Genomic DNA, 16,720 nt, shown 5'->3' with positions numbered 1-16,720 from the left:
CCCCGAGAGCGTTAAAAACGGTGCCCAGGAGCAATTCTGGTGGCCCAATCGCTTCCGGGCCCAGCCCGGTCGTCGAACGCAAGGCAGCCCGAGGGCTTGCAGCACCTTAGCAAAAAATTCCGTATAATCGCAGTAATCTCGGCAAACTACCCCCCGACCCCGGTCGGGGGATTTGCTTTGCCCCGAAAGGAGGTGCATATGGACACGTGTAAAGTTCTGGGCTTCGGCGTCTGGCTGCTGGGGCAGGGGCCGGTGGTTTCCTTTCTGGTAGACGCCCTCAAGCGCATCGCCTGGGTGCAGGCCAATCCCCGCAAGGCGGTGGTGATTCTGAACGCGGTGGCGGCCCTGACCACGGGGCTGACCCTGTGCGGACTGGGGATTGAAAACCTGCTGCTCCAGATGGCCGCCGGCATCGCCGGCTCGGTGGCGACCTACGAGTTTGTCAGCAAGCCCCTGGCCGAGCGGCTGGCCCACCCCGAGCGGCCGGAGCCGCTCGAATAGATCCGAAAATCCACCCCGAGGAGGGAGCACCGTGTGAGACGAAGATACACCGGATTCAACGTATTCCCATCCCAGGAGCCGCCCGGGGAGTTTCTGATCTGGCCCTACGGCCCAGTGACCTTCCGCTGGGCAGATGGCACCCAGATCGACCTGCTGTTTACCCCGGAGGACGCCCAGGAGGTGATCCGGCGGGCCCAGATGCCCGAGCTGCCCATCGACTACGAGCACCGCAACCAGAACCCGGTGGACAACGGGCCGGTACCGGCCGCCGGCTGGTTCCAGCTGGAGGCCCGCCCCGATGGGCTCTGGGCGACCAATGTGCGCTGGACCGAGACCGCGGCCAACCTGCTGAGGGCCGGGGAGTACCGCCACTGGTCGCCGGTGTTCTGGGACGAGGACGGCCATATTCGACAACTGGACATGATCGGGCTGACCAACCAGCCGGCCACGGTAAACCAGGCGCCGCTGGTGGCCTCAGCCCACGGAGATCCCATGCGAGAAAAACTGATCACCCTGCTTGGACTGGCGGCCGATGCCAGCGACGAGCAAATCGAAAATGCTCTGACTGAGTTACAAAACCGGGTGGGGCAGCTCGAGCAGGCCGAGGCCCTGCTGGCCGAGGCGGGCATCCACGCCCCCATCGGCAGCGACGAGGCCCACGGCCAGGCGATGGCAGCGGCTGCGAACGCCCTGCTAGCCGCCCGGGTCGGCGAACTCGAGGCCGAACTGTCCACCCTGCGGGCCCAGACGACGGACGCCGAGGCCGCGCGCGTGGTGGACGCGGCCTTGACGGAAGGCCGCATCCACGCCGCCAGCCGGGACTACTGGCTGGAGAAATTTCGCAAAAATCCCCAGGCCGTTCGGGCCCACCTGGCCAGCCTGCGGGCGGGGGCGGCCGTACCGACCGGGCCCTTTGCCCCCCCGCAGGGGCCGAGCGATGTCCTCAGCGAGCTCGAACGCGCCATCATCGCGCAAACCGGCGTGAGCGCCGAGGCCTATCTGGCCACCAAACGCCGACGGGAGGAACACCATGCCTGAACGCAACACCCCTCAACGGGGCCTGGGCCCCATACTGGAGTACCTCGACCTGCCGGTGGAGGCCAACACCCTGATTGAAGCCGGCAACCTGGTGGTGCTGAACGCGGCTGGCTACGCCGTGCACGGCAGCACCGCCACCAACCTGCGGGCCGCAGGCCGCGCCGAGCAGACCGTCAACAACCAGGGTGGGGCCCAGGGGGCCCGCCTGGTGCGGGTGAGCCGGGGGGCTTTCAAGTGGCAGAACTCCTCGGCGGCCGATCAGATCACCCAGGCCGACCTGCTCAACGACTGCTTCATCGTCAACTCGACGACCGTGGCCAAGACCAACGGCAGCAATACCCGCAGCCGCGCCGGAAGGGTGGTCGGCGTGGAGGCCGACGGGGTCTGGGTCGAGACCTATTAAGGAGAGCTCATGCGAATCACGACTGCTGCACTACAAGCCCTGCGGGTCTCGTTTGAAACCCGCTACAACGAGGCCTACCAGGCCGCGACCCCCCTGTGGAACCGGGTGGCCACCGAGGTGCCCAGCACCACCAAGGAGAACACCTACGGCTGGCTGCTCAAAATGCTGCGGATGCGGGAGTGGCTGGGCGAGCGGGTCTTTCAGAACCTGGCCGAGGCCTCCTACACCATCCAGAACCGCAACTTCGAGGCCACCGTCGCGGTAGATCGCAACGATATCCAGGACGACAACCTGGGGATTTACAACATGCAGTTCGACCAGATGGGCCAGGCCGCCCGGATGTACCCCGACGATCTGGTCTTCTCCCTGCTGCGCAACGGGGAAAACAGCCTGTGCTTTGACGGGCAGAACTTCTTTGACACCGACCACCCGGTCTCCACCGTGGACAGCAGCCTGGGCGTATACAGCAACTACGCCACCAGCCGGGCCCTGACCACCGCCAACTACGAGGCCACGCGGGCGGAGATGATGGCCTTCCGGGGAGACGATGGCCAGCCCCTGGAGGTCATGCCCAACCTGCTGGTGGTGCCCCCGCAGCTGGAAGGGACGGCTCGCCGCATCCTCAACGCCGACTTCGTGGCCGGCGGCGATACCAACATCTGGCGGGGCTCGGCCGATCTGCTGGTGGTGCCCAAACTGGCCAGCCAGCCTACCGCCTGGTACCTGCTCGACGTGAGCCGGCCCATCCGACCGCTGGTCTTCCAGAACCGCCAGAGCCCGGAGTTCATAGCCAAAGATGACCCTACCGACGACAACGTCTTCATGCGCCGGCAGTTCGTTTACGGGGTGGATGCGCGCGGCAACGCCGGCTTCACCCTGCCCTTCCTGGCCTACAAATGTGTGGGATAGCGCGGGGGCCTGAATGTACCGCGTTAAGGTTAGCACCCCGCAGCGCCGGGGCCGCTGGCGCATCGGGCGGCAGTGGTGGCCCGAACCCCAGGAGGCCCTGGTCTCGGCCGAGGAGCTGGCCCGCCTGCAGGCCGATTCCCTGCTCCGGGTGGAGATACTGGCGTCCGAGGCGCCCGAAGAGGCGCCCGAGCCGAAGGCAGCCCGGCCCAAGCGGAGGAAATAATGCCCTACCTCGACACCGCCGAGCTGAAAACCCGCAAGCGGGAGGAGGCCATGCGCTACGCCCTCGACCCGGAAGCCAGCACCTGGACGACCCTGGTCGAGGCCCGCGCACAGGCGGCCCTCCAGGACGCCGCCGACATCATCGATAGCTTCGTGGGGCAGCGCTACACCCTGCCCCTGCCCCCGGTGCGGGCCCTCAAGCGCGTCAATGCCGATATCGCCTTTTATCTCATCCTGGCCCGGCGGGGTTTCCAGGAGGGCACAGCCGACGACGTGGTAGTGCGGGACTATGAGGAGGCCCTGAAATGGCTGCGGCTGGTGGCGGAGGGCAAGGCGCAGATCCCGGCGGACGATGGCGCGCCTATCCCTCCAGGCGAGGCGGCTGGGGGGGTAGTTTCCGCGGAGGCCAAACCCGAGATAAAGGCTGCTCCCCGGGTCTTTGGCCGGGACAAGCTCAAGAACTGGTAAGCCCCGCCTGGCCGAACCAGGGGGGCCGGAATGCGGCGGGAAACCCCTAACCCTACCCCCACATAGGGGCGGGGTCAGACCCGCCCTAAAAACGCTTTTAGCGGCAAGGAGTGAAAAAACTCACAAGATGAACCCGATTGTCCAGATTGCCCTGCAGGCCGTGCGGCGGGAGCTGCCCGGCTTCGTCAGCACCCCCGGATGGTGCGTGGCGTTCGTATTCGAGGTCATTGCCCGGGCCTACGAGACCAACCGCTGGAAGCTCTACAGCCGGATGCTCGACAGCGTGCGGGCCGACCCCGACCGCAGCCGCTGGGCGGTGGCAGTGGAGCGGGCCATCGACCGGCTGGACTGGGACGTCTCCGCCCTGGACCGTGACCCGGCCAGCCCCGCCGACCGGGCGGCCCTGCTCCGGCAGCTCAAACCCGGCGACCTGCTCTTCAGCAGCGCGCCCTTCGACGAGCCCCCCCGATCCCGCCGGACCGCGCCGGATCGGGAAGGGCATATCGGCCTTTATGTGGGGGAAGTGGACGGGGTACCCTCTATTGCGGAGAACACCCGGGCCGACCGGGGCCGCTGGTGGGGGCGTAAATCGGCCCTGCGCCTGACCCCGCTGGAGCAGTGGGACACCGTCACCACGCAGGGCCGCATTCCCCGAAACTGGAGGCCCTGATGGCGCTCACCGGCGCTTTCCGCAAACTGGATCGGCTGATCCGCTTCACAGACAGACTGCGCCAGCCGCAGTTTGCCGAGGGCCTGGCGAAGAACCTGGGCCAGGCGGCGCTGAACCAGATCGACGAGTCCTTCGCAGGACAGAAAGACCCCTGGGATCGCCCCTGGAAGCCTTCCGCCCGGGCCGAGGCTACCGGCGGCCAGACCCTGCGCAAGACCGCCCGGCTGCAACGTTCCATGACCTCCAAATCAGCCCTCCAGACCGAGCCCGAGGGCTTTGAGGTGGGCACCAACGTGGTGTATGCGGCTACCCACCAGTACGGCGCCACCATCACTCCGCAGCAGAAAAAGGCCCTGCGCTTCAAAATGGGCCAGCGGTGGGTGCAGGCGCAAAAGGTGCAGATCCCCGCCCGGCCCTTCATCCCCGAGCCCGAACTCTCCCCCCGCTGGGAGCGGGCCTTTGAGGAGGCTGCCGAAGCGTATTTTCAGCAGGAGGTGCCTTGACCCAAGCCCTATTCGAACGACTCAAAACAGAGCTAGCACCGGCAAAAATCGAGCTGGGCCCGGAAGCGCTCAACCAACTGGACGTACCGCTCAAACTGGTTCTGGTGCCCGGGCAGGACACCTTCACGGCGCCGGATAGCCGGGCGGTCGCGCCCGAGGCGCTGGCCGGATCCCCGCCCGCCGAGCCCCGCCCCCGACCCCCCTACACCCGGCTGGCCGGCTACACGCTGCACATCTGGGGCAAAAACTACCCCGCGGTGGAGGATGTTTTATCCGATTGCGTGGCGGCCTTGCGGCGCATCTGCGGGAGCAGCCTCGAGCTGTTCCCCAGCGGCTGGGATGAAGACGAGACCGGCCAGGCCGCAGCCCTGCCGGCCGACAAGCGGCGCTATCAGCTGCGCTTCCGGGTACTGGTAGAGGTAGGGGCGGCGGAGCCTGGGGTGTATGTGCGGCTCGAGCGGGCCCTGCTCGACCAGACCGAGGTGCTCCCCTAGGAGGAAACACATGGCGAAAAACGACACGACTGCGGAACTCCGCAAACTGCAAACCGTAGAGGAGCTGGCCGCCGAGGCCGGGACCCCCGACTGGCTGCTGGCGGCGGCCCGGGTCAAGCACCGCTGGGTGGTGGGGCAGGAACTGACCAAAGCGGCCTTTGATCGGGGTATTGCCGAGGCGGCCAATGAGCCCATCGGGACTGGGGGTGGGCGATGACCGGGCTGCCGCGGGTTGAAGTTGTACCTCAGGATTTCGGCATCGGCTCCATTCCCGGCAGCGGCGAGGGCGTCCACGTCAAGATCGGCGTGGCCACCCTCCTGAGCCCCAACGAGATCGTGACCGTGACCAGCCCCCAGGGGGCTAAAGAACGTGTGGGCGGTAAGCTGGCCGAAGCGGCTGCCCTGGCTTTTGGGGAAGGCACCCAGGCGGTGATCTGCCTGGCGGCCAACCCCAGCGTGGCCGGGGTGGCCGGGACCGTGACCAAAACCGGTGCCGGCACGGCCACGCTGGCCCTGACCGGCAGTACCCCCAGGGATGACTACAAGCTGCGCGTCCGCATCACCCGGGCTGCGGCCAACCTGGCCGCCGCCCAGGCGGCCTTTGAATACTCGCTGGACGGCGGCAACACCTACAGCCCCGAGACGGCCGTGCCGGTCTCCGGGATTTACGTCATTGCGGACACGGGCCTGACCCTGACCTGGGCCGACGGCACGTTTGTGGTGGGAGATACCTATACCGCCACCTGCACCGCGCCCGGCTACACCCTGGCGGATCTCAACGATGCTCTCAACGCGCTATTTGCCCGCACCGAACTCTCCTACCGCTTCATCCACGTGGTGGGGGTTGCCAGCGCCACCGTGGCCGCAGGGGTCAACGCGGCTCTGGAAACCCGGGCCAACGACCCCAACAACCCCCGCTGGATTCACGCCATCCTGGACACCGCCGACGATACCGACAGTGCCCTGATTGCGGCATTTGCCAGCTTCACCAGCGTGCGGGTGGGCGCCGGTGGGCGCTACGCCGATGTGGTGAGCCCCATCACCGGCCTGGTGATGAAGCGTCCCTCGACCTGGGTCATTGCCGGCCGGTACAGCGGCCGACCGGTGGAGCAGCATCCCGGGCGCTACGCCTCCGGGGCGCTGAAAACGGTGGTCAAGTTGCACGGGGACGAGTCGGTCACACCGGCCCTGGACGCCGCTCGCTTTGCCACGTTGCGCACCATCCAGGGCGGCTTCTACATCACCCGGGGCCGTCTGTTTGCCCCGCCCGGCAGCGACTACGAGCAGGTTCAGCTCCGCGAGGTGATGGACGTGGCCTGCGAGACGGCCTACCGGGCCTGGCTGCGCTGGCTCAACGAGCAGATTCAGGTCTCCGCCTCGACCGGGCGGATTCTGGAGCGGGAGGCCCTGCGCATCGAGGCCTACGTGGAGGGGCTGGTACGGACCGCCCTGCGCGGCAAGGTCTCGATTGACGAGACCACCGACCAGCCGGCGGTATATGTGCGCATTGACCGGGCCGAAAACATCCTCAGCACCAAGACCATCCCCTACGACATCAGCATCGTCCCGCTGGGCTACGCCGAGCGGATCACCGGCAAGGTGCGGTTCTTCAACCCGCAACTGCAGCCGGTAGCGGCCTAGGAGGTGGCGCGTGGCGATTACTGTACGCAACGGTAAGGTGTACGATAACTCGAGCATCCAGCTCGACCTTGACGGCGAACGCATCCCCGTGAATGTCGAGCTGGAGTACAACACCGGCGAGGTCTCGGAGGAGTACATCTACGCCGGGGGCAAGCCGGTGGGGCGTACCCCCGGCCAGATGGCCCCGGCCGACGTAACCATCAAGATGCCGGTGGATCAGTGGCACCAGTTCCGCGCCAAACTGGGGGCCAAATACAAGCGCAAATCGTTCAACGCGGTGGTCACGTTTGTAGATGCGGAGGAGAACGTCGTGATCGACAAACTCAATGATCTCCGCATCCTCAACGACGCGCTCTCGGCCTCCCCCGGGGCCGAGGCCCTGATGGCCGAGCTGACCTGCAAGGCGCTGGACGTGGTGCCCGGCGACCTGGCCACTTTCTGATTTAACGTTTTGTACCGGCCCTGCCCCTGGCGGGGCCGGCATTTTTGAGGAACAACATGGGAAAACCCGAGCTTTTGACGGATGACCTCGAGGGCCTTTTGCCCCCCACCACCCTCTCCAAGCTGATTGAAATCCACGGTGACCGGCTGTTTGCCCTGGTGCGCCAGGGCCGGGTGCTGGTTTTTCGTCCTCTATCCAAGGGCGAATACCGGCTCATGCGGGCCGACCTGGACAAGGCCGCCAGCGGCCAGAAGCTGGCCCTGGACACCTACGCCATCGGCGAGAAGTACGCCAAGGCGGCGCTGGTGTACCCCGAAAAGACCGAGTTTGAGCAGATGTTGGAGGACTACCCCGGCCTGGCCGACGTTATCAGCCAGGACTTGGCGGCCATTGCCCAGATGGCCGAGACGGAGTTCCTTCAAAAATCCGCCGACCTGCTGAATGAGGCCCTGAAGCACCGCGACCGGCCCCTGTTCGCGGGCCAGCTCCTGCTGGCCTACCGGCAGGGGGAAGACTCCCCCGAGGCCCTGGCCGGGGCCGCGCTGGAGGCGGCGGTGCTGCTGGGCCACTTTGAGGAGAAACCATGAGGCGTCTGACCTGGTTTTTCGGGCTGCGAAACAACTTCGTCACCCAGTCGCGGGCCATGTCGGCGGGCCTGGGCCGCATCCGCACCCAGCTGCAGGGCTCCGGGCGGGACAGTGCGGCTGCAGCTCGGGCCATCGCCGGCAGCTTCGGGGTATCGACCGCTGCCGCGCGCCGCCTGGTGGGGGCCCTGGTGGCGGTAGGGGCGGCCAGCCGCCACCTGGCCAGCATCCGCGCCTACGCCCAGAATGCCTATTCATCGCTAAGCGGGCTGATTGGCCGCCTGACCAGCCTGCCCAACCTCCTACTGGCTGGGGCGGCTGGGCTGACCACCAAGGCCATATTCGATGCCCTGGGCTTCAAGGAGCAGCAACTCATCAGCCTCCGGGTGATGCTGCGGCCCCAGTTCGGTGCGGACGCCGGGCGCATGGCCCAGGAAACCTATGCCATGCTGGCCCGGTTTGCCGCCCAGACGCCCTTCGAGACCCAGGAAGTCCTGGCCGGCGGCAAGCAACTGCTGGCCGCCGGGGTGAATGTCAAGAACCTGCAGGGGCTGCTCAAGGACGCCGGCGACCTGGCCTCGGCGATGGGGGTGCGGCTGGAGGACGCCATCAGCCCCCTGACCCGCCTGCGCTCAGGGAACTTCGGCGAGGCCTTTGAGCGGCTGCGGGAGCTGGGCATTAGCCGGGAGCTGCTGGAGGCCCAGGGCCTCAAGTTTGATAAGGGCGGGAGCTACGTCGGCTCAGTGAACAAGGCCATGCTGGCGGTGCGCCAGATCATCCAGAAGCGATTTGGCGGGCTGATGGAGGAGCAGAGCACCAGCATCTTTGGCCTGATGTCTACCCTCAAAAGCCGCCCCTTCGAACTCTTCAGCCAGATGGACGTGGGCGATGGCGGCCCGCTAAAGCCCTTCAAGCAGATGCTCAGCAACCTGGCCGCCCTGACCGACTTCAGCCAGGGCCCCGGGGCCGCCATCTCCAGGCGCTTCCAGGACAGCCTGGGCAGGCTGATGCAAGCAACGTTCGGGCCGCTGGCCAGCGCTACCGAACCGAAAAAGGCCGGGGAGGCCATCCTGGGCTTCCTTGATCGGACCGCCCTGCTGGCGCAGAAGGCCCGGCAGTATTTCCCCCTGGCCCTGGGGTATGCCCGGCAGTTCTGGGCGGGGGTGCAGACCGGACTGGGTGCGCTGCAGGGGGTGTGGAAGGCGCTGGAGCCGGGCATTGCGCTGCTGGGCCATCTGGCCAGGGGGTTCTCGGCCAATCAGGCCGGCCTGGCCGGAACCAACGCCGGGGGCCTGGCCCTGATGGGCACCCTCCTGGTGCTCACCACCGGGCTCCGCCTGCTCAACACCCTGACCTTCGGCCTGGCCGGCACCCTGCTGCGCCTGGGCCTGGTCTGGGTAGCCACCGCAGCCCGGATGGCAGGCGGTTGGCTGCTGGCGATGGGGCCGGTGGGCTGGGTCATTGCCCTGGTGGGGGGCCTGGTGGCTGCGGTGGTGCTGGCCTACAAGCGCCTGGGCTGGTTCCGCGACGGGGTAAACGGGGTGTGGCAGGCCATCATCACCAAAGGCGGGGAGCTGATTGCCTGGATCAGCACCTTGCCCGAGACCATCCGCAGCGCCCTGGCCAACCTGCCGGGGCTGATGCTGGAGATTGGCCGCAACGCCATTACCGGCCTGTGGAACGGCCTCAAGGCCGCGCCCGGCAAAATCTGGGAGGCAGCCAAGGGGCTGGCTGTGCAGGCAGTAGGCGGGGCGCGGGCGGGCCTCGAGGTGCGCTCCCCCAGTCGGGCCCTGGCCCGTATCGGCGAGCAGAGCGGCCTGGGCCTCGAGCGGGGCCTGCTGGCCATGCGCGGGGTGGTAGCCGGCGCGGGGCTGGCCCTGGCCACGGCGGCCATTCCGGCCGCCCCCCAGATGCCGGCGGCCGTTATCGCCGCGGGTGCAGGGGCTTCGGCTGCCACCGTTACCCGCGAGGTGCACGTTCATATCGGCAATATCGTGCTGCAGCAGGCCCAGACCCCCAGCGAGGCCAGAACCCTGGTGGTGGAGGCCATCCTGGAGGCCCTCGAGCGGGCCGCCATTGAGGAGGGCGCCTGATGGAGCGCGACCAGATTGTTTTTGTGGGTCCGGCAGGTAAGCGCATCGCTGTCAGGCCCCGGGCCCGGGGCCAGAACGAGATCGAGGGTGTGGTGCAGGTATCGGTGCGCCGAACGCTCAAGGAGGAGAGCACCGAAATTCCGAAGAAGGGGGTTGAGTACACCTACCTGGGCTACGACTATGCCGAGGTCACGGTGGAAATCCGGGTCTGGAAGGAGAGCGAGTTCAACAAGCTCCAGAAGCTGATCCAGCTCTTCCGCCCCAAAGGCAAGGAGCAGAAAGCCCCCGACGTGTACCAGCCGGTGCACCCCACCCTGCGGCGGCACGGGATCACCCACCTGTACATCTTCGGCATCGAGGAGCCGCCGTATGATCCCGTGAAGGGCTGGACGGCCACCCTGCAGATGCGGGAGTGGCGGCCCAGCTACAAGAAGGTGAAGGCCGAAGCCACCCAGGTGGGCAGGCAGGGCGGGGGGCAGAGAACCGATGGCGACACCGGCGGGGCCGACCGGGACGGGACGCCCATCCCCCAGCAGCGGGCATTGGCCAATCCGCCCAGCGCAAAGGGGGTGCGGCCTTGAGCTTTCTTTTTGCAAACGACATTCCCGTCAGCAGCGGGATTATCACAATCCCCCGCATAGGCCGGCCGCTGGCCGAGCTGAGGCTGGGGGAGGAAGCCCTGGAAATTGGCGAGGCGGTAACCCTGAGATTTGAGGACGGCACCACCTACCGCACCACGGTGCGGCGGGGCGGTCCCAGCGCAGGTATAACCGAGGTGTTTTTGGTCGGCGGCTACGATGGGCTATCCAAAATCCTGCCCCCTAAGGATTACGAAGGCGTGCCGGCCGCACTGGTGGTGCGGGATCTGCTAACCGAAGCAGGGGAGCAGCCGGGGGAACTGGATCTGCCCACCGTATTCGTGCGCTGGGCTCGTCGCGGCGGTACTGCTGCAGAGGCCCTTAAGGCGGTGATGGCGCGCCTGCCTGACCGAGTCTGGCGGGTGCTGCCCGACGGCACAACCTGGGCCGGGGCCGAGGCCTGGCCGCAGGGGCCGGAGGGGGCGGTGGTGGCTGATGCCGCCCCCCAGCGGGGCTGGTTTTCACTACTACCGATGCCTGCGCTCCGGCCCGGAGTCGTGCTCAAGGGCCTCTGGGACGGCCAGGTCCGGGAGTTGGGCCGGGTGGAGCGGGTGATTCACCAGATCGGGGCTAAACTGCGAACGGCAGTGTATGTGGGAGGCTAGATGCAAGAACGACTCACCAAAGCCATCAAACAACTGGCCCGCCCCGCCCACCTGGACTACCTGGCTTTGTATCCGGGGAGCGTACTGAAGGATTATGGCGACATGCACGTGGATGTGCAGGTGGACGATCCCCGCCTGGGCGCCCTGACCCGGGTGCCCATCTGGCTGGGCCTGCCCGGGGTCAGCGTTAAGGTCTCGCCGGGGGCCCGGGTGCTGGTGGGCTTTCACCAGGGCGATCCCGAGCTGCGCTACTGCGACCTGTGGCGGGGCGAGGGGCTCCGGGAGGTACAACTGACCGCCAGCGTCAAGATAACGGTGAACGCGCCGCTGGTGGAATTGGGGGGCTCTGGGGGCTCCAGCGTGCTGCTCCAGGGTCAGCCGCTGACATTTGTTTTTAACACCACCCCGGTTGCAAATGTGCCCACCACCGGCACCGTGCAATCTGGCGGCTCCAGCAAAGTGAAAGGGGTGCAGTAATGGCGGATTTTGGCACCGATCTATCGGTATTTCCCGACCTATCCTGGACGATCAAAAGCGGACTGGATAATCTGGCCGAGGCGGCGGCCCGCTGCCTCATTACCCCGCCCGGGAGCCTGTTTTATGCCCCCGAGTACCGGCTTGACCTCAAGCAGTTCCTGAACCGGGAAATCACCCCCGAGACGCTATTTGAGATCGAGGTGCGGGCAACAAATGCCCTCGAGGCTGACCCGCGCATCCTGAGCGCCGAGGTGAGCGCCAGCCAGCCGCAGTTGAACCAGCTCGATCTGGACATCGTGGTGCAGGCCGAGGCAGGCCCCTTCAGCCTGGTGGTGCGCATCAGCGATCTGAGCGTGGAGGTGCTGCGTGCCTAACCTGAACCAACTGCTGCAGCCCCGCAGCCGCGACCAGGTGCTGGCCGCGCTGATTGCCTTCCTGCAGGCCAAGGGCTACCCCCCCACCGACTGGGTAGAAGGAAGCGTCCAGCGAACCCTGGTGGAGTTGCAGGCTGCCGGGATTGCCGACCTCGAGGCGCTGCGGTTGCAAATCGCCAAATCGGGGTTTTTGGATTTTGCCGAGGGCGATTACCTGGACTTGCTGGGCCAGAGCGCCTACGGCCTGAGCCGCAAGCAGGCCACATTTGCGCGACAAAAATTTACGCTGACTGCCCAGACCGGCTTTGGTCCATATAGCATCCAGCCGGGTCAGCTCTGGGTGGGCGATGCGCAGGGCCTGCGATTCAATAATCTCAGCGGCGGCACGTTGCCGCTGGGGGGGACGCTCGAATTGGAATTTAGAGCCGAACGTCCGGGCGCAGCGTACAATCTGCCCCTCGGCTCGGCAACAGTAATGTTTACCCCACTGCCCGGCGTAAGCGTGAGCAATACGGAAATCCTGGAGGCCGCGATTGACACAGAAACCGATTCTGCCTATCGTGCGCGCTGCAGGTTGCGCTGGGGGGAGCTGGGCTTTGGCGCCACTCGAGCCGCATACGAGAGCTGGGCGCTATCCAGCGACCCATCGATAACCAAGGCAAGGGTTTTGGACAACAACCCACGGGGGCAAGGCACCGTGGACGTGGTGATCTGGGGCGAGGGCGGCCTGGGCGCGGGGGCGATCGCTGCGGCAGATGCGTATATCCAGGCGCGGAAGCCGCTAACCGCCAACGTGCAGGTTTACGCTGCCAGTCAGATAAATATTGCCCTGAACGCTACCATCCGCCTGCGTGCCGGACAGCTTGCGCAGGTACAGGCGGACGTTGCCGCCAGCCTCGCCGCATTTCAGCGGGGTTTGCCGATTGGTGCGACTGTGTACCGGTCGGCGCTGATCGAGGCGCTATTCGTGGGCAACGTCCTGGATGTAGCCCTTACCAGCCCATCCAGCGATCAGACCCTGACCGCGGTGCAGACGGCCAACATTAGCCTCACGGCCACCTACCTGGAGGTATAAATGCCGGGCTCGGAGATTGATCTGGTTCCAGTGCGCCTCTACGAGGAATGGCTGCCCGAGCTGGCCCCACCCTGGCTGCAGGGCCCCAAAGGCAAAGCCCTACTCGCCGGCTGGGGCCAGGGGCTGGATGAGTTTGCCTCGCTTGCCGCAACCGGCGTACTGGCCCGCTGGGCCGCCCTGGCGCCGGAAGATGCCCTGAATCGCCTGGGCGCCGAGCGCGGGCTTACGCGATATCCGGGGGAAAGCCTCGAGGCCTGGCGTACCCGAGTGCTGGGAGCCTGGGAGTTTTGGCAATGGGCGGGCACCGAGTATGGTATACAGCTCGCTCTGGCGCAGCTGGGCTACAACAGCGCGATCGTGCCGGTGCGCAACTACGACAATAACCGGTGGAGCGAGTTTGACGTGTACCTCTACGCTAGCACCCGCAGCTATGACGGCTCCCAGGAAGAGAAAAGCCGCATCCTGGGGATTATCAACCAGATAAAACCGGCTCACACACGCATAGGCAGCGTGCGCTACGTGCCTAATGGCCCATTGAACTGGAACCCGGCGGGGCTGAACTGGAACCCCGCCGGACAGGTTTGGGGGCAACCCCCAATCGTGTTGTACCCATAGGAGAAACCTATGCCTAAAACCCTCAATCCCAACAATAATTTCCCCACCAGCATCACCAATTTCCCGATCTCTGGGAACAACGAACCCATCGCCATTGAGCCACTCGAGGCGGCCATCCAAGCCGTGCTGGACCGAACGGAGAACCTTCATCAGTCGCGGGTGACTTTAGAGGGCATTGGAACCAAGCGCATCCGCCAGTTCGCTTCTCGCTCCGCGCTCTCGGCGGCCTCTGGGTTTGCCGATGGTGACATCGTGAGCGTGGATGGATATGGTCTTTATAGGCTATTCGTCTCGTCCAGCGCCACGGTTGACGGCCTGTGGGTGCTAACGGCTTCAGGCGGTGGGCGCTGGATTCATCTCGAGAGAGACCTAAAAGGGGCCAACCTTGGGCTGGCGACACTTGATGGGTCTGGCCGCCTGGCCCAGGATGTGCGCGATAACAGCATTTTCAGCGCGCATATAGTGAATGGGTCGGTGACCAGCGCTAAACTGGCATCCGGGGCTGTTGTAGGGCATCTTGGCTATACTCCACTCAACAAAGCCGGTGACAACATGACTGGACGGCTGTCCATTGAGGGACACCGTTTGTTCAATGTTTACGTTGATCAGGGCTCTGACGATACCGATCGCTACTACCCACTAGGTAGGGTAACTAACCACGCTGGCATTTTGAAAATACAGGGCACTTTGGGCGGGCACGAACCCTCACAGGGGCGTGCAAATATAGATTTGCAAATCTCACGTAGAGGTCAGTTTCGTGTTGACGGGTATATTTTGGGTACCGCTGGCCATGCGAGTATCCTTGCTAAGGATGGGGGGGATGGTTGGACTTATGTTTGGTTAAGAACCGGGATATTTGCCCTTGTCAATCTAGAGCTTTCCTCCACCGGGGGAGCGGAAATAACGTATAACGCTAGTTCCTCCACTACCGCACCTGGCGGCATACAGTTTTATGATTTGCTTGATGATTACAACAACAACACCCACCCCCACACAATAAAGCTGAAAGACGGAGTTCTCAAAGCCCGCTACGACCACCGGGACCGCTTCGTGTTTAGCTCCAACGTGGGGTTCGATTACACCCTGCCCGGTGGAAGCTATACGTTTGTGGCGCAGTTTATGGTACACATTCCCAATGGCAAATCGTTATATTTGCGTCGAGCTAGATATAGGATGACGAACCCAGCGATAAGATTGAGAGTAATCGGTGAAAATACATTCACCTCTAGCAATACTGCTGATGATGTTACCCCGGACGCGCTGATAGACCCCAACTCTGGACTGAGACCAATAACCGTGGCTGTATATAACAGCGGCAGCAATAATCAAACTTTTTACTCATATGATTCCTACTGGTTAGAGTTTGAAATCGCTTAGGAGGATTGGAAATGCGTCCACTGCTCAATAAACTTCTCCCCCTCACTCAGGGGGGGCTCTCCATGCGGATTGATGGGGATTCCATTTATCTCAGCGGCCTGAAAGAGGATGTTGATTTGGAGGCTCTCCGGGGCGAGATAGAGAGTGAATGGTTGGGGATGGCCAAACAGGAGGCCATTTTGAAAATACGTGATGGGATTCTGGAGAGGGGGAAGGCCCTCAAACCTGCCGACTTCGACGAGTTGATGGCGAAGTTGCAACTTGGTAGGTTGGGGGGGCCGAACTCAACAAATACTTCGATGCCCTGGATTCTCTCGAAGGCGTCAGAGACTCTCTACAAGCTACGGTTGCCCTTGCCAAGAAGGTGGAGCAGCTAAATGCTCACGAGTGGCCGGAGTGGGTGCGCTGGGAGAGGATACCGGAGAAGCCGTTGATTTTGAGCAGCAGCTCGCCGGCAGCCGGGTAGCGGTACTCAAAATCGAACCATTAATGATTCACGCCAAAAATGTATTACTATGCAAAAAACCTAGATATTATTGAATAGTTATTCATGAGAAATTTACCTTTATGTCGTTTCTCATTTTGAAGTTTATGTCGTTGCGTGACATTTGGGGTGTTGTCTTAATACTCGAGGAACCGTAAGAAGGACTGGGCTGGATGTGCAAAAGCCGACCCCCAACCTATCAAGGTCAGGGGTCGGCCAGAAAGGTCGAGGTTGGGAAGAGGAGTAAGCCGGGTTCTGTTTCCGCAGCCATCTCTCTGGGATGAGCGTCGCCGCTCACCTCAAGCGTCCCTACCGCAGGTCGTAGCGAACCGGGTCAGTTCTCCCTAGCGTGTCGCCCCGCCTAAGCGGGACGTGGGACTTGCAGCAGATGGGGTTTGCCTAGCTGCCCCTGTTACCAGGGGCACTGGTGCGCTCTTACCGCACCGTTTCACCTTGACCGCTCGCTTTGGGGCGAGGGCCGTCTGCTTTCTGTTGCACTATTCCGTCGGGTTACCCCGCCCAGCCGTTAGCTGGCATCATGCCCTGTGCTGCCCGGACTTTCCTCTGGTGTTGCCACCAGCGGCTGCGCCCTCTTCCCAAGCCCTTATTGTAGCAGATGGGCGGCTACGACCGGGATACCAGTTTCTCCACCACTTTTTTCACCCGATCCCCCGGGGCGGCGGGGCCCAGGGCTTTGGTCACGATTCCGATGGCGGCCATGGGCGACTTGAGCGAGGCGAAGTCTACGTTGGCCCTGATCCAGGCTTCGATCTCGGCCTCGCTCAGCTCCTTTGGTAGGAACTTGTCCAGAAAGGCCACCTCGAAAGGGTTCTGGTTTTCCTCGGCGGTAACCCGCAGGGCTTTGAGAATTTTAACCGCGTCGGCATCGGGCAGGGGTCTGCCATCGCCCTTGCGGTCGAGCTCGGCCTTGACCACCCGGGCGTAGTCGCGGGTGGCGGTGTCGCCGCGCTTCATGGCCTCGACAATCTCCTTCTTGATGGCTTCATAAATGGATGCGCTCATGGATTCAGTTTAGCCCCATCTGGGCCAGTAAACCGTTGTAAAGGTGCCATTACCCCGGCGGATTTCAAAAGGGGGCTTTTTGAA

Annotated in this window: 23 protein-coding genes and 1 other RNA gene; 22 read left to right on the top strand and 2 right to left on the bottom strand. The window is 64.2% G+C overall.

Going from position 1 to position 16,720, the window contains the following annotated elements:
• Positions 1-198 precede the first annotated feature (198 nt).
• From MRUB_RS09940 to MRUB_RS09835, 22 genes are all read left to right on the top strand, one after another.
• Positions 199-501 carry a hypothetical protein gene (locus MRUB_RS09940; RefSeq protein ID WP_013014220.1) on the top strand — a complete coding sequence of 101 codons (303 nt, stop codon included), beginning with the start codon at positions 199-201 and terminating at the stop codon, positions 499-501.
• Positions 502-534: 33 nt separating this feature from the next.
• Positions 535-1,539 (top strand): phage protease, encoded by a 1,005-nt coding sequence (locus tag MRUB_RS09935; RefSeq protein WP_013014219.1) that lies wholly within the window; start codon positions 535-537, stop codon positions 1,537-1,539.
• Entirely contained in the window at positions 1,532-1,942 is a 411-nt protein-coding gene (locus MRUB_RS09930) for a hypothetical protein (RefSeq protein WP_013014218.1), read from the top strand. The genes MRUB_RS09935 and MRUB_RS09930 overlap by 8 nt, the downstream gene beginning before the upstream one ends.
• A gap of 9 nt (positions 1,943-1,951) precedes the next feature.
• Positions 1,952-2,851 (top strand): Mu-like prophage major head subunit gpT family protein, encoded by a 900-nt coding sequence (locus MRUB_RS09925; RefSeq protein ID WP_013014217.1) that lies wholly within the window; start codon positions 1,952-1,954, stop codon positions 2,849-2,851.
• Between the two features lie 13 nt (positions 2,852-2,864).
• Entirely contained in the window at positions 2,865-3,074 is a 210-nt protein-coding gene (locus tag MRUB_RS09920) for a hypothetical protein (protein WP_013014216.1), read from the top strand.
• Positions 3,074-3,541 (top strand): DUF1320 domain-containing protein, encoded by a 468-nt coding sequence (locus MRUB_RS09915; RefSeq protein ID WP_013014215.1) that lies wholly within the window; start codon positions 3,074-3,076, stop codon positions 3,539-3,541. The genes MRUB_RS09920 and MRUB_RS09915 overlap by 1 nt, the downstream gene beginning before the upstream one ends.
• Before the next feature lie 127 nt (positions 3,542-3,668).
• A complete protein-coding gene (locus MRUB_RS09910) occupies positions 3,669-4,211 on the top strand; it encodes a hypothetical protein (RefSeq protein ID WP_013014214.1) in 543 nt (180 codons plus the stop codon).
• Positions 4,211-4,714, top strand: a complete 504-nt coding sequence (locus MRUB_RS09905) for a phage virion morphogenesis family protein (RefSeq protein ID WP_013014213.1) — start codon at positions 4,211-4,213, stop codon at positions 4,712-4,714. Before MRUB_RS09910 ends, MRUB_RS09905 begins: the two co-directional genes overlap by 1 nt.
• A complete protein-coding gene (locus MRUB_RS09900) occupies positions 4,711-5,208 on the top strand; it encodes a hypothetical protein (RefSeq protein WP_013014212.1) in 498 nt (165 codons plus the stop codon). The genes MRUB_RS09905 and MRUB_RS09900 overlap by 4 nt, the downstream gene beginning before the upstream one ends.
• Positions 5,209-5,218: 10 nt before the next feature.
• Positions 5,219-5,425, top strand: coding sequence for a hypothetical protein (locus tag MRUB_RS09895; protein ID WP_013014211.1), 207 nt, complete (start codon positions 5,219-5,221; stop codon positions 5,423-5,425).
• Positions 5,422-6,849: a DUF2586 family protein gene (locus MRUB_RS09890; protein ID WP_013014210.1), complete on the top strand. Its 1,428-nt coding sequence runs from the start codon at positions 5,422-5,424 to the stop codon at positions 6,847-6,849. The genes MRUB_RS09895 and MRUB_RS09890 overlap by 4 nt, the downstream gene beginning before the upstream one ends.
• Before the next feature lie 10 nt (positions 6,850-6,859).
• On the top strand, positions 6,860-7,291 hold the full coding sequence (locus tag MRUB_RS09885; RefSeq protein ID WP_013014209.1) for a hypothetical protein: 432 nt from the start codon (positions 6,860-6,862) through the stop codon (positions 7,289-7,291).
• A 56-nt stretch (positions 7,292-7,347) separates the two neighbouring features.
• Positions 7,348-7,878 carry a hypothetical protein gene (locus MRUB_RS09880; protein ID WP_013014208.1) on the top strand — a complete coding sequence of 177 codons (531 nt, stop codon included), beginning with the start codon at positions 7,348-7,350 and terminating at the stop codon, positions 7,876-7,878.
• Positions 7,875-9,968 (top strand): phage tail tape measure protein, encoded by a 2,094-nt coding sequence (locus MRUB_RS09875; protein ID WP_013014207.1) that lies wholly within the window; start codon positions 7,875-7,877, stop codon positions 9,966-9,968. Before MRUB_RS09880 ends, MRUB_RS09875 begins: the two co-directional genes overlap by 4 nt.
• Positions 9,968-10,549 (top strand): hypothetical protein, encoded by a 582-nt coding sequence (locus tag MRUB_RS09870; protein ID WP_013014206.1) that lies wholly within the window; start codon positions 9,968-9,970, stop codon positions 10,547-10,549. The genes MRUB_RS09875 and MRUB_RS09870 overlap by 1 nt, the downstream gene beginning before the upstream one ends.
• Complete coding sequence (locus tag MRUB_RS09865; protein ID WP_013014205.1) at positions 10,546-11,211, top strand: hypothetical protein; 666 nt, start codon at positions 10,546-10,548, stop codon at positions 11,209-11,211. The genes MRUB_RS09870 and MRUB_RS09865 overlap by 4 nt, the downstream gene beginning before the upstream one ends.
• Complete coding sequence (locus tag MRUB_RS09860) at positions 11,212-11,688, top strand: hypothetical protein (protein ID WP_013014204.1); 477 nt, start codon at positions 11,212-11,214, stop codon at positions 11,686-11,688. It abuts the gene before it with no gap.
• The gene (locus MRUB_RS09855) at positions 11,688-12,062 is read left to right on the top strand and encodes a GPW/gp25 family protein (protein ID WP_013014203.1); all 375 of its coding nucleotides are present in this window, start codon (positions 11,688-11,690) and stop codon (positions 12,060-12,062) included. The genes MRUB_RS09860 and MRUB_RS09855 overlap by 1 nt, the downstream gene beginning before the upstream one ends.
• Positions 12,055-13,137, top strand: a complete 1,083-nt coding sequence (locus tag MRUB_RS09850) for a baseplate J/gp47 family protein (protein ID WP_013014202.1) — start codon at positions 12,055-12,057, stop codon at positions 13,135-13,137. The genes MRUB_RS09855 and MRUB_RS09850 overlap by 8 nt, the downstream gene beginning before the upstream one ends.
• Complete coding sequence (locus MRUB_RS09845; RefSeq protein WP_013014201.1) at positions 13,138-13,752, top strand: phage tail protein; 615 nt, start codon at positions 13,138-13,140, stop codon at positions 13,750-13,752. It abuts the gene before it with no gap.
• A gap of 9 nt (positions 13,753-13,761) precedes the next feature.
• Positions 13,762-15,129, top strand: coding sequence for a hypothetical protein (locus MRUB_RS09840; RefSeq protein WP_013014200.1), 1,368 nt, complete (start codon positions 13,762-13,764; stop codon positions 15,127-15,129).
• 11 nt (positions 15,130-15,140) lie between these two features.
• On the top strand, positions 15,141-15,506 hold the full coding sequence (locus MRUB_RS09835; RefSeq protein WP_013014199.1) for a hypothetical protein: 366 nt from the start codon (positions 15,141-15,143) through the stop codon (positions 15,504-15,506).
• Between the two features lie 335 nt (positions 15,507-15,841).
• Here MRUB_RS09835 and rnpB read toward each other — a convergent pair.
• Both rnpB and MRUB_RS09830 read right to left on the bottom strand, forming a co-directional pair.
• Positions 15,842-16,212: RNase P RNA component class A (gene rnpB, locus MRUB_RS15435), an RNA gene on the bottom strand.
• Positions 16,213-16,237: 25 nt separating this feature from the next.
• A complete protein-coding gene (locus MRUB_RS09830; protein ID WP_013014198.1) occupies positions 16,238-16,636 on the bottom strand; it encodes a GatB/YqeY domain-containing protein in 399 nt (132 codons plus the stop codon).
• Positions 16,637-16,720 lie beyond the last annotated feature (84 nt).

The sequence above is a fragment of the Meiothermus ruber DSM 1279 genome (assembly GCF_000024425.1).
Classification (GTDB): domain Bacteria; phylum Deinococcota; class Deinococci; order Deinococcales; family Thermaceae; genus Meiothermus; species Meiothermus ruber.
The sequence above is the reverse complement of the archived record's forward strand: the minus strand, read 5'-3'. Positions and strand labels throughout refer to the sequence as shown.